Origin of the sequence: Methanolinea mesophila (genome assembly GCF_017873855.1) — an archaeon.
Classification (GTDB): domain Archaea; phylum Halobacteriota; class Methanomicrobia; order Methanomicrobiales; family Methanospirillaceae; genus Methanolinea_B; species Methanolinea_B mesophila.
The window spans coordinates 1,266,366-1,288,918 of sequence record NZ_JAGGKR010000001.1 but is presented as its reverse complement, the minus strand read 5'-3'; the positions used below and the strand labels follow the sequence as shown (position 1 = coordinate 1,288,918).

At 60.9% G+C, this 22,553-nt stretch carries 24 protein-coding genes; 11 read left to right on the top strand and 13 right to left on the bottom strand.

Going from position 1 to position 22,553, the window contains the following annotated elements; genetic code table 11:
- Nucleotides 1-52: 52 nt before the first annotated feature.
- From J2741_RS06175 to J2741_RS06160, 4 genes are read right to left on the bottom strand one after another with little or no spacing between them, the layout of a single operon-like run.
- Nucleotides 53-445 carry a Zn-ribbon domain-containing OB-fold protein gene (locus J2741_RS06175; RefSeq protein ID WP_209674126.1) on the bottom strand — a complete coding sequence of 131 codons (393 nt, stop codon included), beginning with the start codon at nucleotides 443-445 and terminating at the stop codon, nucleotides 53-55.
- 1 nt (nucleotide 446) lies between these two features.
- A complete protein-coding gene (locus tag J2741_RS06170; protein WP_209674125.1) occupies nucleotides 447-1,610 on the bottom strand; it encodes a thiolase domain-containing protein in 1,164 nt (387 codons plus the stop codon).
- Nucleotides 1,607-2,659 (bottom strand): hydroxymethylglutaryl-CoA synthase, encoded by a 1,053-nt coding sequence (locus J2741_RS06165; protein WP_209674124.1) that lies wholly within the window; start codon nucleotides 2,657-2,659, stop codon nucleotides 1,607-1,609. The genes J2741_RS06170 and J2741_RS06165 overlap by 4 nt, the downstream gene beginning before the upstream one ends.
- Nucleotides 2,653-3,363, bottom strand: a complete 711-nt coding sequence (locus J2741_RS06160; protein WP_209674123.1) for a helix-turn-helix domain-containing protein — start codon at nucleotides 3,361-3,363, stop codon at nucleotides 2,653-2,655. Before J2741_RS06160 ends, J2741_RS06165 begins: the two co-directional genes overlap by 7 nt.
- Nucleotides 3,364-3,499: 136 nt before the next feature.
- On the opposite strand from J2741_RS06160, the gene J2741_RS06155 reads away from it, so the two are divergent.
- The 3 genes from J2741_RS06155 (at nucleotide 3,500) to J2741_RS06145 (ending at nucleotide 5,304) form a co-directional block, all read left to right on the top strand.
- Complete coding sequence (locus J2741_RS06155) at nucleotides 3,500-4,165, top strand: DUF120 domain-containing protein (protein ID WP_209674122.1); 666 nt, start codon at nucleotides 3,500-3,502, stop codon at nucleotides 4,163-4,165.
- A complete protein-coding gene (ribB, locus tag J2741_RS06150) occupies nucleotides 4,162-4,836 on the top strand; it encodes a 3,4-dihydroxy-2-butanone-4-phosphate synthase (protein ID WP_209674121.1) in 675 nt (224 codons plus the stop codon). The genes J2741_RS06155 and ribB overlap by 4 nt, the downstream gene beginning before the upstream one ends.
- 243 nt (nucleotides 4,837-5,079) lie before the next feature.
- A complete protein-coding gene (locus J2741_RS06145; protein WP_209674120.1) occupies nucleotides 5,080-5,304 on the top strand; it encodes a ferredoxin in 225 nt (74 codons plus the stop codon).
- Nucleotides 5,305-5,598: 294 nt separating this feature from the next.
- On the opposite strand, the gene J2741_RS06140 is transcribed toward J2741_RS06145, so the two are convergent.
- The 4 genes from J2741_RS06140 to J2741_RS06125 form a co-directional block, all read right to left on the bottom strand.
- A complete protein-coding gene (locus tag J2741_RS06140) occupies nucleotides 5,599-6,045 on the bottom strand; it encodes a response regulator (protein WP_209674119.1) in 447 nt (148 codons plus the stop codon).
- A 140-nt stretch (nucleotides 6,046-6,185) separates the two neighbouring features.
- Nucleotides 6,186-8,282, bottom strand: coding sequence for a PAS domain S-box protein (locus J2741_RS06135; protein WP_209674118.1), 2,097 nt, complete (start codon nucleotides 8,280-8,282; stop codon nucleotides 6,186-6,188).
- Nucleotides 8,283-8,658: 376 nt separating this feature from the next.
- Nucleotides 8,659-9,249, bottom strand: coding sequence for an RPA family protein (locus J2741_RS06130; protein ID WP_209674117.1), 591 nt, complete (start codon nucleotides 9,247-9,249; stop codon nucleotides 8,659-8,661).
- Nucleotides 9,249-10,481, bottom strand: coding sequence for a nucleotide-binding protein (locus J2741_RS06125; RefSeq protein WP_209674116.1), 1,233 nt, complete (start codon nucleotides 10,479-10,481; stop codon nucleotides 9,249-9,251). The genes J2741_RS06130 and J2741_RS06125 overlap by 1 nt, the downstream gene beginning before the upstream one ends.
- A gap of 127 nt (nucleotides 10,482-10,608) precedes the next feature.
- Between J2741_RS06125 and J2741_RS06120 the strand changes: the two genes are divergently transcribed.
- Nucleotides 10,609-10,803 (top strand): DUF1858 domain-containing protein, encoded by a 195-nt coding sequence (locus tag J2741_RS06120; RefSeq protein ID WP_209674115.1) that lies wholly within the window; start codon nucleotides 10,609-10,611, stop codon nucleotides 10,801-10,803.
- A gap of 116 nt (nucleotides 10,804-10,919) precedes the next feature.
- Here J2741_RS06120 and J2741_RS06115 read toward each other — a convergent pair whose 3' ends face one another.
- The 5 genes from J2741_RS06115 to J2741_RS06095 form a co-directional block, all read right to left on the bottom strand.
- Complete coding sequence (locus tag J2741_RS06115; RefSeq protein ID WP_209674114.1) at nucleotides 10,920-11,840, bottom strand: adenosylcobinamide amidohydrolase; 921 nt, start codon at nucleotides 11,838-11,840, stop codon at nucleotides 10,920-10,922.
- Entirely contained in the window at nucleotides 11,837-12,199 is a 363-nt protein-coding gene (nrdD, locus tag J2741_RS06110) for an anaerobic ribonucleoside-triphosphate reductase (RefSeq protein ID WP_209674113.1), read from the bottom strand. The genes J2741_RS06115 and nrdD overlap by 4 nt, the downstream gene beginning before the upstream one ends.
- 106 nt (nucleotides 12,200-12,305) lie before the next feature.
- Entirely contained in the window at nucleotides 12,306-12,941 is a 636-nt protein-coding gene (gene pyrF, locus J2741_RS06105) for an orotidine-5'-phosphate decarboxylase (RefSeq protein WP_209674112.1), read from the bottom strand.
- The gene (locus J2741_RS06100; RefSeq protein ID WP_209674111.1) at nucleotides 12,934-13,863 is read right to left on the bottom strand and encodes a deoxyhypusine synthase; all 930 of its coding nucleotides are present in this window, start codon (nucleotides 13,861-13,863) and stop codon (nucleotides 12,934-12,936) included. The genes pyrF and J2741_RS06100 overlap by 8 nt, the downstream gene beginning before the upstream one ends.
- A gap of 5 nt (nucleotides 13,864-13,868) precedes the next feature.
- Nucleotides 13,869-15,119 (bottom strand): tRNA(Ile)(2)-agmatinylcytidine synthase, encoded by a 1,251-nt coding sequence (locus tag J2741_RS06095; RefSeq protein ID WP_209674110.1) that lies wholly within the window; start codon nucleotides 15,117-15,119, stop codon nucleotides 13,869-13,871.
- Between the two features lie 50 nt (nucleotides 15,120-15,169).
- Here J2741_RS06095 and J2741_RS06090 point away from each other — a divergent pair, with 50 nt between their 5' ends.
- From J2741_RS06090 to J2741_RS06060, 7 genes are all read left to right on the top strand, one after another.
- Nucleotides 15,170-16,090 (top strand): transcriptional regulator, encoded by a 921-nt coding sequence (locus tag J2741_RS06090; RefSeq protein WP_209674109.1) that lies wholly within the window; start codon nucleotides 15,170-15,172, stop codon nucleotides 16,088-16,090.
- Nucleotides 16,091-16,141: 51 nt separating this feature from the next.
- A complete protein-coding gene (thsA, locus tag J2741_RS06085; protein ID WP_209674108.1) occupies nucleotides 16,142-17,803 on the top strand; it encodes a thermosome subunit alpha in 1,662 nt (553 codons plus the stop codon).
- 120 nt (nucleotides 17,804-17,923) lie between these two features.
- A complete protein-coding gene (locus J2741_RS06080) occupies nucleotides 17,924-18,283 on the top strand; it encodes a hypothetical protein (RefSeq protein ID WP_209674107.1) in 360 nt (119 codons plus the stop codon).
- A 245-nt stretch (nucleotides 18,284-18,528) separates the two neighbouring features.
- Complete coding sequence (locus J2741_RS06075; protein ID WP_394357424.1) at nucleotides 18,529-19,698, top strand: iron ABC transporter substrate-binding protein; 1,170 nt, start codon at nucleotides 18,529-18,531, stop codon at nucleotides 19,696-19,698.
- Nucleotides 19,699-19,739: 41 nt separating this feature from the next.
- Complete coding sequence (locus tag J2741_RS06070; RefSeq protein ID WP_209674106.1) at nucleotides 19,740-20,810, top strand: FecCD family ABC transporter permease; 1,071 nt, start codon at nucleotides 19,740-19,742, stop codon at nucleotides 20,808-20,810.
- Nucleotides 20,807-21,601 (top strand): ABC transporter ATP-binding protein, encoded by a 795-nt coding sequence (locus J2741_RS06065; RefSeq protein ID WP_209674105.1) that lies wholly within the window; start codon nucleotides 20,807-20,809, stop codon nucleotides 21,599-21,601. The genes J2741_RS06070 and J2741_RS06065 overlap by 4 nt, the downstream gene beginning before the upstream one ends.
- A gap of 11 nt (nucleotides 21,602-21,612) precedes the next feature.
- A complete protein-coding gene (locus tag J2741_RS06060) occupies nucleotides 21,613-22,251 on the top strand; it encodes an FmdE family protein (protein ID WP_209674104.1) in 639 nt (212 codons plus the stop codon).
- Nucleotides 22,252-22,553 lie beyond the last annotated feature (302 nt).

Sequence of the window (22,553 nt, the reverse complement as noted above, 5' to 3'; positions counted from 1 at the left end):
ACGAGTCACTCCTCATTGAAGCCGAATCAAAGAAAAAAGAAGATTAAAAGAATTATTCGTCGGGGATGTACTTGGTCCCGTAGTAGATGACCCCGCTCTCCCCGTCGGTGGAGATGCGGCGGAAGACCGGTTTCACTCTCATCCCGATCTTCACCTCTTCAGGGGCGCAGACCACCTGGCCGGTGACCCGGGGCCCCTCGTCCAGCTGGACGATGGCCAGCACGTAGGGGGTCATCTGTTCAAACTGCTCGCTCGCGCTCCGCACCACGGTGTGGGTGACCACTTCGCCGGTCCCCTTGAACCGGTGCTCCACGATGACCCCCGCCCTCCTGCACTCCGGGCAGAACGTCCTCGGCGGGAAGAAGTAACTCCCGCAGGTGGTGCACTGGGTCCCCACCAGGTTGTAGCGCTGGGGGATCTTTCTCCAGAATCGTGCGACCGACATCTTACACCTCCAGGATATGTACCGCGACCGTGGCCCCGGTGCCTCCCACGTTGTGGGTCATCCCTATCCGGGCGCCGTCGATCTGCCGCCTGCCCGCTTCGCCCCGCAGCTGCTGGACGATCTCGAAGACCTGCTTGATCCCGGTCGCCCCGACGGGATGGCCGCAGGCCTTCAGTCCGCCGCTGGTGTTGACCGGCAGGTCGCCGTCGAGTGCGGTGACCCCCTCTGCGGTGAGCTTCCCGGCCTGTCCCTTGGGGCAGAACCCGAGGTCCTCTATGGCGCAGAGCTCCGCGATGGTGAAGCAGTCATGCACCTCCACCATGTCGATGTCCTTGTGGGTGAGTTTCGCCATCTCGAAGGCCCGCTTCCCTGCCGCGACGGTCGCGTCGAGCGTGCTGATGTCACGCCGGTCGTGGAGCGCGATGGTATCGCTCGCCTGGGCGCTCGCGATCACCTTTATGGGGGTGTCGGTGAATTCCCGGGCCCGGTCCAGGGGGGCCACGATGACCGCCGCTGCGCCGTCGGTGATGGGAGAGCAGTCGAAGAGCCGCAGGGGGTCAGCGACCAGGGAGGACTTCATCACCGTATCGATGGTAATCTCCTGCTGGAACTGCGCGATAGGGTTCCTCGCCCCGTTGAAGTGGTTTTTCACCGCGACCTGTGCGAGCTGCTCCCGGGTGAGCCCGTACCGGTGGGTGTAATTGGTGGCGATCATCGCGTAGAGCCCGGGGAACGTCGCCCCGGCAAACCCTTCCCACTCCCGGTCGGCTGCACCCGCAAGGGTGTCCACGCTCGCCCCGGTGGCCACGTCGGTCATCTTCTCCACGCCTGCCGCCACCACGATATCCTCCATCCCGGAGGCGACCGCGATGACCGCCTGGCGGAAGGAGAGCCCTCCGGAGGCACAGGCGGCCTCGACCCTGGTCGAGGGGATGTGGTGGGAGGCCAGCCCCGAGTAGTCTGCGATGAGTGCCCCGATATGTTCCTGTTCCACGAAACGCCCGGCGCTCATATTGCCCACATACATGGCGTCGATCTGCTCGCCGGAGAGGTTCGCGTCCTCCAGGGCCAGCATTCCCGCCTCGACAAAGAGGTTCCGGAACGAGGTGTTCCACTTCTCTCCGAAGGTGGTGCACCCTGCACCGATCACTGCTACCGGTCTCATTTCTGCATCACTATTTTTCCTTTGTGCCTGGCGTACTGTGCGTAGTCGACCCAGATGGGGTTCGCGAGGAGTTTCTCCACCGTGGGAGCCGCGTCCCGGGAGAACTTCTCCGACCCGATGGCGTCGGTGACCTCGATATCGAATGCGTCGCTCCCTGCGCCCGACCCGAAGGAGGCCACGAAAATGCGGTCTCCCGGCCTGGCGATATCGAGGGTGGCGGCGAGCCCGATCATGGAGGAGCCGCTGTAGGTGTTGCCGAGCCTGGGGACCACCAGGCCGGGTTTGATCTGTTCGGGCGTGAACTTGAGGATCTTCGCCACCCGCTGGGGGAACTTGGCATTCGGCTGGTGGAAGACCGCGTAATCGTAGTCTTTCGGCCCCTTCCCGGTCTGTTCGAAGATCAGGTTCACGGCACCCTGGACGTGTTTGAAGTACCCGGGGTCCCCGGTAAACCTCCCCCCGTGACGGGGGTAGTCCTGCCCTTCACGCCGCCAGAAATCGGGGGTGTCGGTGGTGTACGAACAGGTGTGGTGGATGGTGGCGATGGGGTCGTCGCACCCGATCACGTATGCCGCACCGCCCGCCGCAGCGGTATACTCCAGGGCATCGCTCGGTGCACCCTGGGCAACGTCGGAACCCACGGCCAGGCCGTAGGTGATCATGCCGCTCTTGGCGAGCCCCATGCAGGTCTGGATCCCCGCAGTTCCCGCCTTGCAGGCGAACTCGTAGTCCGCGGCGGTCATGTTCGGGGTGGCGCCGATGGCCTCTCCCACGGTACATGCGGTCGGCTTGACCGCGTAGGGGTGGGACTCGCTTCCCACGTACACCGCCCCGATCTTCGCCGGGTCGATGGCTCTCCGGGCCAGTGCGGCCCGTGCAGCCTCCACCGCGATGGTGGCGGTGTCCTCGTCCAGGTCGGGGACGGACTTGGAGTAAACCCCGAGCCCTCCGGAGATATCCTCCGCGTTTGCACCCCAGATCCTGGCGATCTCTTCCACTTTGATACGGTATCTCGGTATGTAGACACCGTAGGTCATGATTCCTACCATGGTTCTTCCCTCAGCACGCTGATGATTCGATCGATGTCGGTCATGGTGCACAGCACGGTTATCCGGTCCTTTTCGGCCATCTTGGGCACGAGGGGATGCACGCCTGCGGGCTCTATCCCCTGGAGGACCACGCAGCGGGGCTTGAACGGGGTGACCCGGATCGCCACCATGGGCGACTTGCCCGAGGAGACATCCGTGAAGATCAGGGCCCGTTCGGTGCTCCACCCGTAGATCCTGTTGAACTCGTTCGAGGAGAGCTGGGTGATGGCGTTGATGCTGTTGATCACCGTGTACCCGAAGATGGAGAGGTCGAGCGACCCGCACAGGGTGGTGCAGCCGATCGCCTGGGCGAATGCCTGCAGGGGCACCGGGGTGGGATAGTCGTGCATGTCATAGATGACATCGTCGTCAAAATCAGAATAAAGGAGTTTTGCGAATTTTTTGGTGTATTTTCCACCGTTTGCCTCGTCAATGGAAAGGATGGAGTCTACGATCTTCCCCACCACCGCGGTCCCGGGACTCTTTCTCCTCCCGCTCTCGTAATCGCTGATCACCGAGGGGGAGACGTCGAGGTGCTCGGAAAGCGTGGCCTGGGGGATGGCAAAACTCATCCTCCATTTCTTGAGTGCCTTGCCTGGCGAGTCGGAAAGCGTGATCTCGCCCGCCATCTTCTCGGCGAGCTGATGGCGCAGTCCGGACTTCATGTCCTATAGGTGGGGAGTGGGGGGGTAATATAATTAACGAATGGGTATTCGACATTTCACGTATTTTTTTCCAAGCCCTGCAGGCCCCGCGCAGGAAAGATATCCATAAATAGTAAGCATCCCAGAATTGATAAGTATGATCATACCCGAGGATCTCCAGTGCTTAAAGGCGATAGCCCTCATGGGAGGGTGCCGCGGCCCTGTCTGGATATCCTCGCAGAGCCTGGGAACCGAGCTCCGGACCAGTCCCCAGACCGCGTCCCGCAGGCTCCAGTCCCTGGAGCGGAAACTCATGGTGACCCGGGCCATCCGCCCCGACGGACAGTACATCGCGCTCACTCCCGCCGGAGAAGAGGAGCTCCGCAGGGAATATTCGGAGTACTGCCGGATATTCGATCGGGAAGGAGTGCACTATACCCTGACCGGCAATGTGATCACCGGTCTCGGCGAAGGGCGGTATTATATGGGTCTCGAGCCCTACCGCCGCCAGTTCAGGGAGAAGCTGGGATTCGAGCCCTACCCGGGGACGCTGAATATCAGGCTCAACCCGTCCAGCGTCCAGATCCGGAAGAAACTGGATATGCTGGAATGGATCCCGATCGAAGGGTTTACCGCGGACCAGAGGACCTTCGGAGCGGCAAGATGCCTGCCCTGCAGGATCGACGGCCAGCCCTGCGGGATCGTGGTGCCGGGGAGGACGCACTACCCCGAGGATATCGTCGAGCTCGTATCACCGGTGGCGCTCAGGGAGACCCTGGGCGTCGCGGACAATGATGAAGTGCAGGTGGAGGTGGCATTATGATGAAGGAGGCGCTGGAAGCGCTGCGTGAAGGCAAGTTTGTACTGCTCTATGACTTTGACGACCGGGAACGGGAGACCGACCTGATCATCCGTGCGGACGCGGTCACCCCGGAGAAGATCGTGACCCTCCGGCGTGACGGCGGCGGGCTGATCTGTACCGCGGTCCATCCCGATGCCGCAGCCCGGCTGGGACTCCCGTTCGCCTCGGACCTCCTCCACGGGATCTCCGCGGTCGAACAGCAGGGGGACATCCCCTACGACCGGAGGAACCACTCCTCCTTCTCGCTCTGGGTGAACCACCGGAGCACCTTCACCGGGATCACCGACCGGGACCGGGCGGTGACCATCAACGCCATCGCCGGCCAGGTGAGGAGGTCGCTGAACGGCGGCGGCCACAACTTCGCGGCCGAGTTCCGCACCCCCGGGCACGTCGCCCTGCTCCGCGCCGCGGAGGGGCTGCTCTCACAGCGCCGGGGCCAGACCGAGCTCTCCATCGCCATGGCAGAGATGGCCGGGATCACCCCCGCAGTGGTGGTCTGCGAGATGCTGGACAACGAGAGCGGGCTCGCACTCTCCAAGGAGGACGCCCGTGCCTACGGAAAGAAACACGGGATCATCTTTGTAGAGGGATCCGACGTGATCTCCGCCTGGGAAGCGGAATCGCGGTCATAATCCCACAGATTCCTGTACCTCCATCCTCCCATTCCTACCTCTAAAAGTGGATCGCGGGAGAACATCTCCTGAAATTCTCCCGAATTTTTTCACTCTTGCTCCGGTTCCACGGTTAGTTCCGGGGGGTCCGCCAGGAGGCCGGGTTTGCAGGACAGAGCCCGCGTTCTCCCCGCGGGTAATGGCGCCCACCAGATATCTTTATAATTCATCATGTTCACCGGATGTCGATATGGAGTATTATCGATGACGAAAGTGCTGATCGAGCGTGACGGATGCATAAGCTGCGGATCCTGCGAAGATATATGTCCCGAATTTTTTCAGCTCAGCCCTTCGGACACCTTGAGCACGGTCACCCCGCCCTACCGGGTACACGACCACATCGACGAGGGAGACGCCCCGCTGGAGATGCGGGAATGCGTGGACGACGCGGCGGAGGCCTGCCCGGTGCAGGTCATCCACGTGGGATGACAGTTTCGTGTTACCGGGATCCGCCCCGGCTGATCTCCGCCGCGGGGTGGAGGAGTACGACTTCTTTCCTCTCCGTTCTCTTCCGGGCTTCCTCCGGTTAGGATATGCTCGGACTGTCGTGGTTCAGGATCTTTTTATTGATTGAAGGCGAGCGATATACGCCAGGATTATCCTTTTTCCAGAGATGTCGTGCCGGGGCTGCCCCGGCGATCTGGGCGAAAACTCCGGGAATGTCACGAAGTAAGGGAGGTCAACAGTACTAAAAAGAAAAAGAAGGGTCAGGCGGGGAGAGGATTATCTCGCTTTCCTCGGCAGGATTACGCGGGTCAGCCAGAACTGTTCGAACGACTGTATCATGGCCACGAACTCGGCAAGGTCAAGCGGTTTTCGTAGATAACTGTTGGCATGGAGCTGGTACGCCATGTCGATATCGGCCTCGGCCTTGGAGGAGGTCAGGATCACGATGGGGATCTTCTGCAGCTGCTCGTCCTTCTTTATCTCGGCGAGCAGCGTTCTCCCATCCTTCTTGGGGAGGTTGAGGTCCAGGAGGATGATATCGGGGGTGGGCACGTCGGAATACCCGTTATTTTTGAAGAGGAAATTGCTCGCCTCTTCCCCGTCCTGCACCACATGGATATGGTTGATCACCCTGCTGTCCCGTAACCCCTCCTTGATAAGCCGTACGTCTCCCGGATTATCCTCGATCAAAAGTATCTCAACTTTCTCTTCTTCCGGTGTCAATCTCTCACATTCCTCTCATGTTCTTCCGCAATGCATTGCTGCGACCTGACCGGATTGACGGTTATCTATCCATGCCGGGCCGAGAATAAAAAATTTTGGGTTTACACCCCCCGGGCCATCACCATCAGGACCGTTCCCCGTCACCGGTCTCCCTCCCCTGTCCGCTTTTTTCTCTGTGCGGTGAGGTCCTGGGCATAAATCCGGACCGTCTTCTGCTCGGGCGAGAGGTAGATGGTCTCACCGAAGTACGTCTCGCCGAGCTGCACTTCCCGGAAGAAGAACCCGTTGTTTCCCTGCTTCAATTCGGCCAGGATCCAGGGCATGTCCATCGGGAAGAAGCGCTCGGGGTTCTCGAACCCCCTCCTCCGGAGGGCGAGGCCGGCTGCGACGTTCGAGAAGGCGACACTCCCGTCTTCACGCACTTCCAGGATGGGGGAGGGATTTTCCTGGGTAAAGGAGGCGATATACCGGTAGAGCTCCCTGCTTCGCTCGAGCGCTTCTTCCATCTTTTTCCGTTCGGTGATGTCGGTGATAACGATGACCACCATGGGGGCGAAGGGGGCGCTCCGCCGGATCAGGCTGGCCGATATATTCAGGACCTTCAGCTCCCCCCGTGTGTTCATGTGCTGGAACTCGAAGTTCACCAGCGGTGTGCCTCCCCGGAACACCTCCGCGATCTTATCCCTGAGCCCTCCCGCGCCGAAGTCGGCCTTCCCGATATCGAAGAAGACCCGGTGCAGGACTGCCTCGCTGGAAAGCCCGAACGCGTCGTAAAATGACCTGTTTGCAAATGCCACCCTCATGTCGCTGGTGACCACCACCATCGAGGGCGAAGCGGCGTGGATGATCCCCTCCACAAAGACACGGGCGTCTTCCACCTCCTTCTCGGCCATCTTCCGGGCGGTGATGTCCTGTCCCAGCCCGTACAGCAGGGTTCTTCCCCGGATCGGGAACGGGACCACGTTCATCAGAAGCGTCTTGGTCTTCCCGTTTACGGTGTACTCTGTCTCGATGGTCCGGGGAACGATCTGCCGCTCGGGTGCGGGGGGCATCATCGCCTTGATGCCGGGGAGCCAGTCTTCGAGACTGTGCTCGCGGATGTCCTCTACCGATCGTTCCATGAAGTCCATCGCTGCGACATTTGCATCGGTGAACCGCCCGTCATCCCCCGCGATGAAGACCGGGTTTAGGAAGTTCTCGAAGAGTGTGCGGTACTGCTCCTCGCTGACCCTGAGCGCCTCCTCGTCACGTAACCGGGCCACCATATTGGCGAACAGGGACCCAGCAGTCTGGATCATCTCCACCCGTGCCGCCGCCCAGCGCTTCTTTTTCCGGGTGTGCTCGAGAAATAGCGCCCCGGCGGGTTCTTCGTTCACCAGGAGGGGGATGACCAGGGCCATCTGCACCTTCAGGTTCTTCCAGTAGCGCTGTTCTGCCGAGGCCCCGGGAGGGAGTTTCTCCATCCGGGGTACTTCGATCACTTCGCCGAGCCGGATCTGAGGGAGCAGCCAGGGGAACGATTCGAGGGATGTCCCCAGAAGGAAATCGGCGATGCGTGAGGTGTCCTCCCGGCACCACTCCGAGACCCCCGTGATGGTCACATCACCGGGGTCCAGGATGAGGAGGACGCACCGGTCCACGCCGGCGTAAGTCCCGAGTTCCCGGAGCGCCTCATCAAAGATCTCCCCGGTGTCCCCGGAAGTGCGGGATATAAACCTCCGGGAGATACCGGCGAAGAGCTCTTCAAGGAGGGCACGTTCCCTGGTCTCTTCTTCCGCACGTCTCTCGAGGGAGACGTCCCGGATCGTCCAGTGGAGTTCAGTTCCGGAGTCATCTACGGATGCCGGGACGATGGTGATCTCCACCGGGCGATGGTCTCCCCTCTTCTTTACCAGTTCCGTCTCGAGCCGCTCCCTCTTCTTCCTGGTCACGCTCTTGTTAAGGGCCTTACGGAGAGCCTGCTCCCGGGCCGGGGGGATGTACCGGAACACCAGGGTCCCCCGGAGTTCGGGGGAGGTCATCCCGAGAAGTTCTTCCGATGCAGGGTTGGCCTCTTCGATCGCTCCCTCCCTGTCGGTGACCAGGTACCCCAGCGGGGTCTCGGAGAACAGGGCCCAGAACCTCCGGCTTTCTCCGGTGAGTGCATGATAGTGCGATTCCAGCTGCTGCTCCCGCTCTCCGAGATCGCGTGACGCCGCTTCCAGTTCTTTCAGGACCTCTCCGCACTCCCTGATCAAAGAGCCGGTCTCTTCCTGGCTCTCAGTCTCCAGGGTGGCCGATCTGAGGTCTTCGATCTTCCGGTCCAGCCTCCGGAACCGCTCTTCGTTTTTCTTCAGACGCCCTTTCCTCCCGCGTGAGGAACCCGGTAACCGGGAGCGTGGCGCTCACGTGTGCACATCACTGGTATGGAAAAACCCCTGCCATCAAACGGAATGCCACCCCGGACCCGGCCGCCGGTTCTCTCGATATAGTTAAGGCTCTTTTTAAAAGGCATAAATGTAGTCATGCATCCATACCGGACGAGCGCAAATATCCCGTAAAAAAACAAGGTGAGGTCTTCGATCTTCCGGAAAAATCCAAGGAAGTATTCCGCGAAATTCACGTGAAAAAGGGTTATAATTTCATCTGGGCCAGGGCATCGTAGACCATCTTCCGCCATAGAGCGGGATCGATGCCGTACTCTTTCTTCGCCCGCTCGGAGTCCGGCGTGGTCCCGAACCGGTCCAGGCGGTCCAGGGTCCGCTCTGCGGCATCGAGAACCCAGGTATCCCGCACTTCCTTGTCCACCACCGTCACCGACTCGCACCGGATGGTAATCAGGAATGTTCCGTCGGGCGTCTCGTACACGTTCGGTTTCCCTACGATCGCCACGAAGGCCGGGGGTTCGATGCGGGCGATCTGCTGCATCGCCTCCGGCTGGTAGCTCCCGGCCATGATCATGAACGTCCCGGTGGGGTCCACCACCCGTCCCCGGTAGAATACGTTCTGCTCCCCCTGTTTCCGCTTCTCCGTAAGGGTGCCCACCAGGAAGACCCGGTTGCACCGCTCTCCCGAGGGGAGGAGGACGTAGGTGGGACTCTTTTCATCCTCCCCGTCCTTGAAATGGATTCGCGCTTCTCTGAGTTCCTGGGAGAAGACTCTCCTCGCCGCCTCGCGCTCGAAGGGGGCGTCCCTCCGGGGGCCGGTCCGTGCACCGTTCGCCATCAGGACTCACCTCCCGCCCGGTTGAGCAGCGCAGCAAGTGTATCGGGGGAGAAATGTTCGAAACTGCAGGACGAGACCAGTATCCGTCCCTCGATCTCCCGGCCCCGGCAGGTGAGGTACCTCCCGAGAATGGTATCCCGCATCCGGAGAAAGACCTCGTCCATCCCCAGGGGATTGTTCTCCGCGATCTCCACCGCCTGGTCCAGGGTAATCCCGGTGAGCGTCTCCACGTTCGCCTTCTGGACCAGCACGTCCCAGGTCTTCTCCCCGTTGTCCAGCCATCCCTTGATCCGGAGGTCGTACTTGAAGTCCGGCTGGATCTCATGGACCGGGCAGTAGTTCTGCCGGGAGAGGACCCGGTTGCACCCCTCCACCGGGCACCGCTTCACCAGGCCTGATCCCTGGGTGAGTGAGACGAACGCCCCCGTGGCGGTGGTGTCCCCGGATGCGACCTCGATATCGCCTTCCTCGGCGAGGCAGGTCGCGGTATTCAGGTTGAGGGAGAGCCGGCCGTTGTATTCGTCCACCTGGGCGTAGAAGATGTTGTATACTTTCCCCTCCTCGAGCCTCTCGACCCCGTCTTCACGCCAGATCACGAACTTGATGGTCCCGCTCTCGTCGGCGAGAAGTCCGGACTGGAACATCCGCTCGTGAGTGACCTCCCACTCCTGGATCACCTTGGCACGAACGCTGCCCACCCCCGGAGCGAGGTCCCTGACAGGGGTGACCTGGGGGAAGAATGAAGGCCCCGGCTCGATCTCCTTGACGGTGCTCCCGGAGTGGATCTTCAGGTTCGCCACTCCCTTGTATTCGTCCACCACCGCGGATTCGATCCGGTACCATTTGCCCATCTCCATCGGAGTGGCGTTCGCCTTTGCCCAGACCACGAACCGTATCGCCCCCGTGGGATCGGCAAAAATACCGGTCTGGGCGATCACCTGCGACGGCGGGCGGGTGAGGGCCACCACCTTTCCGTTCAGGGTGACCCATTCTCCGGGTGAGAGCCCGTTGATCTCCTTCTCCTGCTCGGCCCCGGGGCCGCCCCCGCTCGTCGGGGGTATGGAGAACTGCTTGGAGAGCTCGTTGGTCACGGTCCGCTCCGCCTCGGCGGGGGGGACTCCGAACTCCTGGACCAGGCGGCGGAGTTTCTTCTCGATCGAGGACTTATCGGCCTCATAGCCTTTTTGCGCAAATTTCTGGGAGATTCTTTCTGCAGTTTCGGAAAAATCCATGTTCATACATCTCCAGTGATCACTTCGTTCCCGTCCGGGTAATAATGCTTCGAGCGGGTGGTGAAACTGATCCCCATGGGGCCCACAAGTGCAGGTTTAAGTAGCCTATCGGTACATTACTAAAGATATGGAAAAAGTCACAGCAGACAGCACGATTTACGACCTCCTCAAGGCCAAGCCCGAATCAACCGAAGTGTTGTTCAAATTCGGGATGGGGTGCGTCGGGTGTGCCATCGCCAGGGGCGAGACCATCCGCGAGGCGGCGCAGGCACACGGGATTCCCCTCGAGGAACTCCTCACCGCGCTCGGGATCAGCGAATAATTTTTTTTCCGCCGGGGGTGCTGCAGGGCATCCTGGCAACAACGCCACGAAGTGAAAAAAATGACTTCAGGCGTGTCCGTATGAGATAAGACTCATTCGGACAGATTTCAGGGATTTCAGGATTCCCGGGGTTTTTTAAGCCTTTTCTCTACCGCGCGAAGTTCCGCGAGCGACGCCTCAGGGTGGGCCCTTAGATACTCCGTCACCTCGGGCTCGTGCACCAGCGTGCACCGGCTGCAATTCCACACCTTCCCGCCCGAGGAGCTTTCCATCCACTGGCCGAGCCCCTCATCCCGGCAGGGATAGAACGGGCAGTAGCAGAAATCGCACCGCTGGCCGGGGAAGTGACAGGGATAATAAGGACAGTCCTCGGGGACCCATTCCACCCAGTGCTCCCCGCCGTACCGGGAGAAGATGAAGAACGAGGGGCGATCCCGGGATATCTCCCCCTGCTGGCGCTTCAGGGCCTCGGGGACCCCGTGGAGGACGGCCCGGGCGATCCGCTTCCCCAGTTCGGTGCCCGTACCGGCGTAGCGATGGACGTTCTCCCCCTCGCATGCCACGATCACCGCGTCGGTGGTGGTCCCAGAGAAGGGGTAACCCAGCGAGTGAAGGGCTGCGGCCTTCGCCCCCGTGGCGGTGATGATGCACTCCAGCAACGCCCCCTCGCTCATCCCCTCGCCCGAGTGAAGGATGATATTGATTGTATGGGCCCGCTCGTCCGGGCAAATTTCCGGATGGAATTCAGGGTCCGGATTGCTGACCCCCGCGGTGATAAAAACGGTAAGCGTCCCGTAGGAGAGTACACAGAGGTTCCGCATCGGGACTGCGGTAAGAAGCCCGAAATAATCGGGCGGGAGACCGGCGCGTGCGACCTGCAGGGAAAGCTCCCGCTCGGGTTCTTTGCCGTCCCAGTCCGGGCGGACCGTGTGAGAAAGAATGGTGGAGACGCGGCGGACCCCGCCCTGTATCCCGGTACTCGCGGCCAGGAACCGGCCCCTGATAAAAAGCGACCCGTCGCGGAGATAATACCTCATGCGACGGTATAGCGGGTCCGGTCTTTAAGTTCCTGCTGTTTCCCCGCGTTCCATCCGGATACCTCCTGGAGGTACCCCGTGACGCGGCTGATCTGGACCACGTCGTGCGACCCGCACTCCGGGCATACCGGTTCCCCGCAGAGGGGGCAGTACTCTATCTTCGAGAGCACTTCGTGGGAACAGTGGCAGTGGTCCAGGGGGCACATGATGGTGAGGTGCTCCTCGCCGCACCGCGGGCAGGGGGATTCGTCGACCACAAGATGACAGGTATAACACTTGTAGCGGCGTTCGTTTGCCGGAATATCCTCAAGTCTCCTGAATCTGCGTGCCAGTTCCCGTTGTTCCTCGCTCCACTCCATGCTATCCAATAGACAGGCGAAACGATAAAACAGTCGCTCTGGTTACCCTGACTCCGCCTCAGGTGACTCATAGGGCTCATCATCCTGTGTCAGCCCGGTCGTCTCATCATCGGCGGAGCAGGGAAAACGATTGTGCGGCCAGAGCGGGGTCATCGGCGCCATAAATGGCCCGCCCGACGATCACCCCGTCCACGAGGTCCGCGATCTGCGAGAGATCGCCGCCCTGGGCTCCCACCCCGGGGGAGAGGATCTTCCGGGTTCCCACGATCTCCCGCAGCGCCCTGACCCGGTCGGGGCGGGTAGCCGGGGCTATGATCCCGTCCGCGTGGCAGTCCACTGCGAGGCGGGCGATCCGCTCGGCGACGCCGCCGGAGAAGAATTCGGTCCCGCCCGGATGGCTCATCTCTGCCACCACGTAACACTCACCCCCATACCCGTGGGCGGACTCCACGCAGGCGAGGACCGAATCGCTCCCCGGAAACCCCTGGCAGATGATCGCGTGGAACCCGGCGTCAAAGACCTGGTCGGCGATCAGCCGGTTGGTGTTGGGAATATCGGCCACCTTGAAGTCGGCGATCAGGGGGAGGCCGAACGCCTCGAACTCTCGGGCGATGGAAAGGCCTGCACCGAGCACCAGAGGGTACCCGATCTTGATCGCGTCAAGGTGGGGGGAGGCGAGACCGGCGATCCGGAGCGCCTCCTCCCGGTCGGTGGGGTCCAGGGCCAGTATAAGGTCAGGCATGGGACAGCCTCTCCCACACCGCGGCCACGAGGACCGGCAGGGTGATGGTCGCGTCCCCGTACACCGTGACCGCCTCGGCCTCCTCGGTGATCTTCCCCCAGGACCTTGCCTCGTCCAGGGTGGCCCCGGAGAGCCCGCCGAGGTCGGGCCGGTCCCCGGTGAGCTGCACCGCGTAGGTGAACCCGTTCGGGGTCATCAGCATGCTCTGGAGGATGAAGTTCTTGGGCACCCCGCCGCCCACGAGGATGGCACCGGTCCGCTCCGCCGAGAAGCAGAGGTCGATCAGGGGCTTCATGTCGGAGAAGGTGTCCACCGTCGCCCTGTGGGTCTGGGAGAAGAGCCAGTACTGGAGCCCGATCATCGAATCCGCCACCGCGGGGCAGAATACCGGGACCTCTTCCCTCACCGCCGAGGCCAGGATCCCCCGGTCCAGCCGCTCGCCGAGGTGCTGTAAGAGTTGTGCGATGGACACCGGCTCGGAGGGAAGTTCGGAGAGCGCCTGCTGCATGAACTCCTCGAACCGGATGAACGCCTCGTTCGGCAGGAAGACGTCGTAGATACGGTTGATCTCGTCGTGGCGGAGTTCGATGTCCGAGCATTCGGCGGTCCCGTGGAAATGCCGGCAGCCCAGGGCCTCGATGATGTCGTGGGTCATATTGGCCCCGGTGGTGACCAGCACGTCAATGTGCCCCCGGTCGATGAGGTCGGAGACGATCCGTCCCATCCCCGCAGGGACCATGGCCCCCGCGAGCCCGAAGAACTTCACCGCTTCGGGGTCGCGGAGCATCCGCTCATAGATTCCGGCCGCCTTCGCCAGCGCCCCGCCGTTATAGGCCCCCGCTCGTGAAAGGGCGTCCACAAGTTCTCCTACCGTCATTCCTGGCCGGAGCGCCACCTGTTCCACCGGGTCCCCGCAGTGCATGTGTATCAGGTACTCCTCCCCGGAATAAAGTTGCTCCCGGGGTCGCCCCGGCAGAGGGGCCGGGCCAGGTGCCTGCGGGCGATGGGAGGGACTTCGTACCATCCCGGCGCAAGCGACCGGGAGACCTGGCGGGTCTCCGCCTCGCGGCTCCTCCCCCCGCACCTCCTGCACTTGAATCCTTTCCCGGTCCCGGCGCTGGTCATCCTCTTCCCGCACCGCTCGCAGACCGGAGGCCGGGAGGTCACCGGGGCCGCGACGACGACAACCCTGAGCTTTTCGAGGTTGATGCTCCCCCCTTTGTAACTCCCGGCGACCACCAGCCGGTCGCCGGGGAGCAGGCTCCTCACTATCTCCCTGAAGTTCTTGGTGGGCTCGTAGGCCATGCACTGCACGCAGGTACCATCCTCGCATTCGAGGGGGAACGAGACGTGACCCCCTTTCGCGGTCACTGCCGGACCGGCAACGGTGCCCCTGAGAAGATAGGAACATCCCTCCTTCATCCGGCCGGCGGGCTCCTCCAGGAGGTGGGCATCGGTTCCCTGGTTGGTGACGAAGACCTGCTCCAGGGAAGGCTTCTCGGAGATGATGTGCTCCCTCGCGAGGGAGAGCCATCCCGGCCGCTCCCCCCGGATCCCGAAGAGCACCGGGTCGGGGCTGTGGGGGACACAGACCACTACCCGGTTCTCCCGGTCCACCGAGTCCCAGGTGTGGGGGAACGTGTGGGAATCCGCAGAAAAGATGCTCTCCCGGTCGACCGCTCTCGGGGTCCCCCAGCGGCCCTCGTCCCTGTAGGCCAGCAGCTCGTAGGTACAATCCGGAAATTCGCTTGCAACCGCTGCAGCGGCTCCGATCAGTCCCCTCTTGTTCTTGTATCCCCGGAATATCGCCCCGGAAGAAACCAGAAATTGTTCCGCTTCTTCGATTTCGCAGAAGTCCCGGACCGCCTTTACGTAAAATGCCGGGTCCAGCGGACGGGTCGCCACTACCACGCCCGGGTTCGTATTCTCGCAATCCATGTCGGCGTACTCCTCCACCGCCCTGCAGGCCATCTCGAAGGCGGTGGCCGGGCTCCCGTCGACCGTGATCGCGATGGCCGCATTCCCCCGCGTCTTCCACGCCACGTTGGGGTTGAGCCGGACCAGGCGGAGCTCCCGGACGACCATTCCCGCCGAAGCGAGCCTCCGTGCGAGCAATGCCCCGAGGTAGGTGGTGCACATGCCGCGGGGGGAATCGGTGTCGTCGATGCCGATGCGCATATCCCTACCTTTTATATTTTCCCCCGGACTATATCCCTTCGTAAAGGGCAATGTCACAGGAACGACTCCTCCAGATGGCGGTCAGCGTCCTTATCATGGCAGGGTTCCGGGTCTCCGAGCGGTTCTCGATGCGACCCCGGAGCTTCGATCTTATCGCGGCCAGGAGAGGGGAATTGCTGGTGATAAAAGTGGTCTCGCACATCGACAGTGTGAGCGAGGAGATAGCCCGGGACCTGGACAACATTGCCCGCTACCTGAAAGGGTCCCCGCTCATCATCGGTGAACGGGCGAGGGACTCGGAGCTCGAACGGGGCGCCGTGTACGTGCGATACGGGATCTATGCGACCAGCCTCTCCACTTTTTACGACGCCTTCGTGGAAGGCGTCCCCCCGCTGGTCTACGCGTCTCCCGGGGGCCTTTACGTGAACATCAACGGCGAAGCCCTTCGCGAGCTCCGGGAGAGGAGAAACCTCTCCCTCGGGGATCTCGGCACCCTCCTCGGCGTCTCCCGGCGGACGATCAGCAAGTACGAGGGCGGGATGGGGACAACGCTCGATATCGCCATGAAGATCGAGGAGATCTTCGACACCGGGCTCGTGCAGTCCATCGACCTCCTTCAGTACAAGTCCCACTTCGAGGCCGGCGCCGGCCCGCAACCGGAGGACCAGCCCATGAACTTTCTGGAGCGGATAGGGATGCGGCTGCATGCCATGCACCGGGCACCGTTCCAGGCATTGATCGAATACTCGGAGCATACGATCCTCACCGGGTACGGGACGGCCCAGAAAGTGGTGAAACGGGCCGAATTGATCGGGAATATCTCCTCGGTGACCGGGACCTATGCCATGTGCGTGCTCACCGATTACGACAAGCAGAAGAAGATCGGAAAAACGCTGGTAATCGGGGAAGAGCGCCTTCAGAGCCTGAAAGACGGGTCAGAACTGATCGAAATGATCGATAACAATTCATAATTTTTATATAGAACCACAAACCAATTTTATCGCTACAAGTGGTGAAATACGATGTCAGCGCAGCTTGGAGGACAACCTATCCTCATTCTTAAAGAAGGAAGTTCAAGGACCCGCGGGCGTGACGCCCAGGGCATGAACATCGCCGCGGCAAAAGCGGTTGCAAGTGCAGTACGGACTACCCTTGGGCCCAAGGGCATGGACAAGATGCTCGTGGACACCATCGGCGACGTGGTCATCACCAACGACGGTGTCACCATCCTCAAGGAAATGGACATCGAGCACCCTGCCGCCAAGATGATGGTGGAAGTCGCCAAGACCCAGGACGATGAAGTCGGGGACGGCACCACCACCGCGGTGGTCATCGCCGGCGAACTCCTGAAGCGTGCCGAGGAGCTCCTCGACCAGGACGTTCACCCGACCGTGATCGCCCACGGGTACCGCCAGGCGGCCGAGAAGGCCCAGGCGATCCTGAAAGATATCGCCATCACCCTGAAGGGCAAGGACCAGGGCATGCTCTGCAAGATCGCGGAGACCGCGATGACCGGCAAGGGCTCCGAGGCCTCGAAGGAGAAGCTCTGCGAGCTGGTGGTCAAGGCGGTCACCATGGTGGCAGACGATGACGGCACCGTTGACAAGGACTACATCAAGGTGGAGAAGAAGGTCGGCGGCTCGGTCGACGACTCCGAGATCGTCGAGGGCGTGCTGGTGGACAAGGAACGCGTGCACCCCGCTATGCCCAAGAAGGTCAAGGACGCCAAGATCCTCCTGCTCAACGCCGCGGTGGAGTTCAAGAAGACCGAGGTCGACGCAGAGATCAACATCACCAGCCCCGAGCAGCTCCAGGCATTCCTGGACGAAGAAGAGCGGATGATCCGGAACATCGTCGACAAGGTCGTCGCATCCGGTGCCACGGTGCTCTTCTGCCAGAAGGGTATCGACGACATCGCCCAGCACTACCTGGCCAAGGCAGGCGTCTTTGCCGTACGCAGGGTAAAGAAGAGCGACATGGAGAAGCTCGCCCGGGCAACCGGCGGCGCACTGGTCTCCTCCATCGACGCGATCACCCCCGACGAGCTCGGGTTTGCAGGGATCGTCGAGGAGCGGAAGGTATCCGGCGAGGAGATGGTCTTCGTCGAGCAGTGCAAGAACCCGAAAGCGGTCTCCATCATCGTCCGCGGAGGAACCGAGCACGTGGTCGACGAGCTCGAGCGGGCAATCGAGGACGCACTCCGGGTCGTCGGTGTGGTCTTCGAGGACAAGAAACTTGTCGCCGGCGGCGGTGCACCCGAGATCGAGCTCTCCCTCCGGCTCCGCGAGTATGCGGCAAGCGTCGGCGGCAGGGCCCAGCTCGCCATCGAGGCGTTCGCCAACGCACTGGAGATCATCCCCCGCACCCTTGCGGAGAATGCAGGGCTCGACCCCATCGATATGCTGGTCGAGCTCCGTGCGGCCCACGAGAAGGGCAAGAAGACCTACGGCCTGAACGTGTTCGAGGGCAAGACCGAGGACATGGCCAAGGCCGGTGTGGTCGAGCCCCTGCGGGTCAAGACCCAGGCAATCGCGAGCGCAGCAGAGGCGGCAACCATGATCCTCCGGATCGACGATGTGATCGCCTCGTCCAAGTCCGCGGCACCCCCGGGAGGAGCACCCGGTATGGAAGGTATGGGTGGCATGGGCGGAATGGGCGGCATGGGCGGAATGGGCGACTTCTAAACCCGTCCATACCTCCCTGTCTCCTTTTTTCCAGTTTTTTTCGCGGATATCGGGATCCGGGCCGGAGATCCGCTCAGTTCATGGGGTATCTTTAAAAGATCCTGTCCGATACTATAGTCCATGCAGGACCGGTTCATCTTCACCAAATACCGCACTAATTGCTACCACTGCGGCAAGGACGCGGACCAGGTGATCAAGGCGGTGCCCTACCAGGCGCAGGTGCAGTGCGGGAACTGCGGGGCGACCAGGATATTCATCCCCCGCAACGAGGACGTCTCGAAACCCGGGAGTTTTACGAGGATCGGGTGCTACGACCTCTGGTCCCTCGTGTCCGATGCGGAGTGCCGGCATTGTCACGTCACCGGTCCCCATGACATGGCGATTGGATGCAACCACTTCACGGTGCGGTGCAGGAACTGCGGGTTCACCCATTTCTACAAGTTCGACCTGGAATACGTCGCGCAGTGCCCGATCGAGTAGCCCACAACATACCCTATTTTGACCTTCTTTTCTTCCCGGGGTCCTGGTGCGGTCAATAAAAATGTCTTGCCAGTAATATCGTCCGCGTAATTCAAATAATTATTACTAAACATGAAATAATAAAAAATAATTATAAAATTCTGTAATTTTTGTCAATTTGATAACACAAAAATAAAAAAATTTAATATTGTGTGCCACAACCTCAATGATCGTTCAGATTAAGAACGATATTTCATGGTGGAATGATGAAAAAACGTAATTTTCTGGTAATTTCCTGCATCGCCATCGTACTGGTCAGCATGTTATGTGCAGGCTGCCTTAATCAGGGTGCCGGGGCAACGGATGCCTCCGGCCTTCCTGCCGCTCCCGAGGGCGGGACAAGGATCATTACCGACGGCTTCGGGCGGACGGTCACCGTGCCGGCGCACCCTGGAGGAGTGGTCTGCTCCGGTTCGGGCTGTCTCCGCTACCTCGTGTATCTGCAGGGCCAGGACCTGGTCGTGGGGGTCGACGACATCGAGAATAAGGACCAGCCGATCGAGGGACGGCCCTACGCCTTGGTGTACGGACCGCAATTCAAAATACTCCCCCTGATAGGCGAATTCCGGGGAAACGACGACCCCGAGAAGATTGTCGGGATAGGGCCCGCGATTATTTTCAAGACCGGCGCGACCGGGACGGCATACGCGACGAGTGCAGTGGATGCCGACAAGCTCCAGGAGAAGACCGGCATCCCGGTCGTGGCATTCCCCTCCGGGGGACTGCGGGATGCGGTTGAAACGGAAGAGATGCGCAATGCGCTTCGTGTGATGGGCGGGACAATCGGGAAAGAGGATCGTGCCGAAGAGGTTATTGCCTACGTAGAAGCGACACTCGCGGACCTGGAGAACCGTACCGCCGACATTCCCGAATCCGAACGGAAAACAGTCTACATTGGCGGTATAAGTTACGCGGGGGCACACGGGATCATCTCAACCGAACCCGCATACCCGCCGTTCCTCTGGGTTCATGCAACGAACGTCGCATCAGGGATGGGTGTGGCGCACGCCGATGTCGCCAAAGAGGCCCTGGTGGACTGGGATCCAGAGTATATCTTCATCGACGCAGGGACCGTCCAGATAGAGGACGAGGGTGCACTCGGGGAGCTGAAGAACGATCCCGCTCTTAGTGGGCTTACTGCGGTCAGGACAGGCCGGGTCTACGCGGTGCTTCCCTACAATTTCTACAGCACCAACTACGAGTCGGTGCTCGCGGATGCGTACTATATCGGGAAGACGCTCTACCCGGACCGGTTCGCGGATATCGATCCCGACCGGAAAGCAGACGAGATCTTCACATTCTTTGTAGGAAAACCGGTATTCCCCGGGTTGAACAGCCAGTACGGGAACCTGGGATTCACGCAGATCCCGCTATGATGAGCAAAAAAGGGCACGAACGGGGAGAGGAGAGGTAGAACATGCACTTTGCCGACGGGGACCTTCCGGCCGACTACCTTCGCTACGTCCGGCGGAAGGTCTTCTGGATCATCGGGGGGCTGGTGCTCCTCTTCGTGCTCTTTGTCTATTCAATCTCAGTAGGCGCGGTGGCGATATCGCCCCTCGAGGTGGTACAGACCCTTTTCGGACAGAACATCTCCGGAAAATGGGACGCGATCATCTGGAACATCCGCCTTCCCCAGGCGTTGACCGCGATCGTGGCCGGGATAGGCCTTGCGGTGGCCGGGATCGCGATGCAGTCCATCCTTAGAAATCCACTGGGCTCCCCGTATACGCTTGGGATATCCAATGCCGGGGCGTTCGGGGCTGCGTTCTCGGTAATCGTCCTCGGTACCGGGGTGATGCAGTCAAGGGTCGCCGACGCGGTCACGATACACAATCCCTACGTCACCACCATCATGGCGTTTATCTTCTGCCTGGTGGCTACCGGAATTATCCTGCTCATCGCCCGGATCAGGGGTGCGTCCCCCGAGGTGATGATCCTCACCGGGGTGGCGCTCGCGTCCCTTTTTACCGCCGGGACCATGTTCCTCCAGTTTTTCGCAAACGACACCCAGCTCGCCGCAGTGGTATTCTGGACATTCGGGGACGTGGGGAGGGCGAGCTGGCCCGAATTAGCGCTCATGGCGGTCATCGTCGCGGGGGCAAGCCTGTTCTTCGTCGCGAACCGTTGGAATTACAATGCCATTGATGCAGGGGACGAGACCGCAAAAGGGCTGGGGGTCAACGTGGAGAGGGTCAGGCTTGTCGGGATGGTGGTCGCGGCGCTGGTCACCGCGGTGGTCGTGGCATTCCTGGGAGTGATCGGGTTTGTCGGACTGGTCTGCCCCCATATGGCCCGGCGGATCATCGGGGACGATCAGCGCTATCTCATCGCGGGATCCTGCGTGATGGGGGCGGTCCTTATGCTCGCTTCCGATACCCTCGCCCGCCTGATCGTGGCGCCGTATGTTCTCCCCGTGGCGGTTATCACCGCATTCCTCGGCGCCCCGGTGTTCATCTACCTCCTCCTCCGGGGGTACCGGCGATGATACTCTCCGTCGACGAACTCCGGTTCCTGTACCGGAACCGGGAGGTGCTCAGGGAGGTCGCGTTCTCCCTCGGCGAGGGAGAGGTCGTCGCCATACTGGGGCCGAACGGTGTGGGAAAGACCACGCTCCTTAAGTGCCTGAACCGCATTCTCCGCCCGAAAGGAGGCGTTATCACGCTCGACGGGGATAAGCTCGCGGCACTGGACCTTATGGAGATAGCCCGGAGGATCGGCTATGTTCCCCAGCGGGTTGAGACCGGGCGTCTCACCGCGTTCGACGCGGTCCTGCTGGGAAGGCGGCCCCATATCGGGTGGGACGTCACCGAGAAAGACCTGAAGATCGTGGATGCGGTATTTTGCCGCCTCTCGATGGAACCTCTCAGGCTGGCGTACATCGACGAGATGAGCGGAGGAGAACTCCAGAAAGTTGCGATTGCCCGTTCGCTTGTCCAGGAGCCGAAGGTCCTCCTGCTCGACGAACCGACGAGCAACCTTGACCTGAGAAACCAGGTGGAGATACTCACCACCATCGTGCATATCGTCCGCGAACACCGGATCGCGGCAGTGATGACCATGCACGACCTCAACCAGGCGCTCCGCTACGCGGATCGTTTCATCTTCTTAAAGGACGGGGCGGTGCATGCACAGGGCGGGCACGAAGTAGTGACACCCGGAATCATCGAGGAAGTCTACGGCCTTCCCGTCCTTATCTGGGATCTCGAGGGCGTCCGGTGCGTCATCCCGGGGCATCCTGAAGACCATGCACCCGCTGACAATGTTACCTCAGAATGAGGAGAATTGAAATGAACTACAACAACAACGATAAGGGAAATTCCATGACCGGATATGCAAGTTTCGAAGAGACCGTCAGGTTCCATGGGCATGCCTGCCCCGGTCTCGCAATGGGATACCGGGCGGCGATCGCTGCCATGGAGGCGCTCGGGGTCGAAAGGCCGAAGGACGAAGAGCTCGTGGCCATCGCGGAGACCGATGCCTGCGGGGTGGACGCAGTCCAGTTCGTGACCGGGTGTACCGCCGGGAAAGGAAACCTGATCATCAGGGACTATGGAAAACATGTCTTTACTTTTTTCGACCGGAAAAGCGGGCGGGCGGTCAGGGTCCTGATATGCCAGAACGACATGCGCGAGCGGACCGAAATGGACGAACTCCGGAAGAAAGTGTTCACGGGGATTGCCGACGAGCAGGAGAGCGCCCGGTTCTATTGTCTGATGCACGAGGTCACCGAAAACCTCCTCGTCCTGCCGGTCGACCGGGTGCTGAAAATTGAGGAGGTCCGGATAGAACCCCCGATAAAGGCCCGGATCTTCACCTCAATAACCTGTGCCGGGTGCGGGGAGCCGGTAGCCGATGCAAAGACGCGGACGGTGAAAGGAAAACAAGTGTGTATCCCGTGTTTCGAAGAGGGGAAACCGGAGGAGTGAATTCCGTAAAATCCCCGTTTTTTTTGTTTAGTCACTTTTATAAGATTTTCCAGACTTTGTTCCCTTCACGCGAACACTCCGACAGGAGGTGGCGAGCCCCCTCCTTGAACCTCCCCCACAGGATAGGCCGTGGATTGCCAGATAAAAAAGATCAGGATATCCGGATTGAACCGACTGTCACTTGGGAGTTCGTAGCAGCGGTTGGAAGGAACTCCGGGCTTAAGATGTGATAATTGCTGACCGGGATATGCAACAGGAGGGGACGAGCCCCTCCCCGGCCCTCCCCCACGGTAAAGACCGTG

Bases quoted from the DNA above. Each gene is read 5' to 3' on its own strand.
- J2741_RS06175 (WP_209674126.1), bottom strand. From the start codon at position 445: ATGTCGGTCGCACGATTCTGGAGAAAGATCCCCCAGCGCTACAACCTG.
- J2741_RS06170 (WP_209674125.1), bottom strand. From the start codon at position 1,610: ATGAGACCGGTAGCAGTGATCGGTGCAGGGTGCACCACCTTCGGAGAG.
- J2741_RS06165 (WP_209674124.1), bottom strand. From the start codon at position 2,659: ATGGTAGGAATCATGACCTACGGTGTCTACATACCGAGATACCGTATC.
- J2741_RS06160 (WP_209674123.1), bottom strand. From the start codon at position 3,363: ATGAAGTCCGGACTGCGCCATCAGCTCGCCGAGAAGATGGCGGGCGAG.
- J2741_RS06155 (WP_209674122.1), top strand. From the start codon at position 3,500: ATGATCATACCCGAGGATCTCCAGTGCTTAAAGGCGATAGCCCTCATG.
- ribB (WP_209674121.1), top strand. From the start codon at position 4,162: ATGATGAAGGAGGCGCTGGAAGCGCTGCGTGAAGGCAAGTTTGTACTG.
- J2741_RS06145 (WP_209674120.1), top strand. From the start codon at position 5,080: ATGACGAAAGTGCTGATCGAGCGTGACGGATGCATAAGCTGCGGATCC.
- J2741_RS06130 (WP_209674117.1), bottom strand. From the start codon at position 9,249: ATGGCGAACGGTGCACGGACCGGCCCCCGGAGGGACGCCCCCTTCGAG.
- J2741_RS06125 (WP_209674116.1), bottom strand. From the start codon at position 10,481: ATGGATTTTTCCGAAACTGCAGAAAGAATCTCCCAGAAATTTGCGCAA.
- J2741_RS06120 (WP_209674115.1), top strand. From the start codon at position 10,609: ATGGAAAAAGTCACAGCAGACAGCACGATTTACGACCTCCTCAAGGCC.
- J2741_RS06115 (WP_209674114.1), bottom strand. From the start codon at position 11,840: ATGAGGTATTATCTCCGCGACGGGTCGCTTTTTATCAGGGGCCGGTTC.
- nrdD (WP_209674113.1), bottom strand. From the start codon at position 12,199: ATGGAGTGGAGCGAGGAACAACGGGAACTGGCACGCAGATTCAGGAGA.
- pyrF (WP_209674112.1), bottom strand. From the start codon at position 12,941: ATGCCTGACCTTATACTGGCCCTGGACCCCACCGACCGGGAGGAGGCG.
- J2741_RS06100 (WP_209674111.1), bottom strand. From the start codon at position 13,863: ATGCACTGCGGGGACCCGGTGGAACAGGTGGCGCTCCGGCCAGGAATG.
- J2741_RS06095 (WP_209674110.1), bottom strand. From the start codon at position 15,119: ATGCGCATCGGCATCGACGACACCGATTCCCCCCGCGGCATGTGCACC.
- J2741_RS06090 (WP_209674109.1), top strand. From the start codon at position 15,170: ATGTCACAGGAACGACTCCTCCAGATGGCGGTCAGCGTCCTTATCATG.
- thsA (WP_209674108.1), top strand. From the start codon at position 16,142: ATGTCAGCGCAGCTTGGAGGACAACCTATCCTCATTCTTAAAGAAGGA.
- J2741_RS06080 (WP_209674107.1), top strand. From the start codon at position 17,924: ATGCAGGACCGGTTCATCTTCACCAAATACCGCACTAATTGCTACCAC.
- J2741_RS06075 (WP_394357424.1), top strand. From the start codon at position 18,529: ATGAAAAAACGTAATTTTCTGGTAATTTCCTGCATCGCCATCGTACTG.
- J2741_RS06070 (WP_209674106.1), top strand. From the start codon at position 19,740: ATGCACTTTGCCGACGGGGACCTTCCGGCCGACTACCTTCGCTACGTC.
- J2741_RS06065 (WP_209674105.1), top strand. From the start codon at position 20,807: ATGATACTCTCCGTCGACGAACTCCGGTTCCTGTACCGGAACCGGGAG.
- J2741_RS06060 (WP_209674104.1), top strand. From the start codon at position 21,613: ATGAACTACAACAACAACGATAAGGGAAATTCCATGACCGGATATGCA.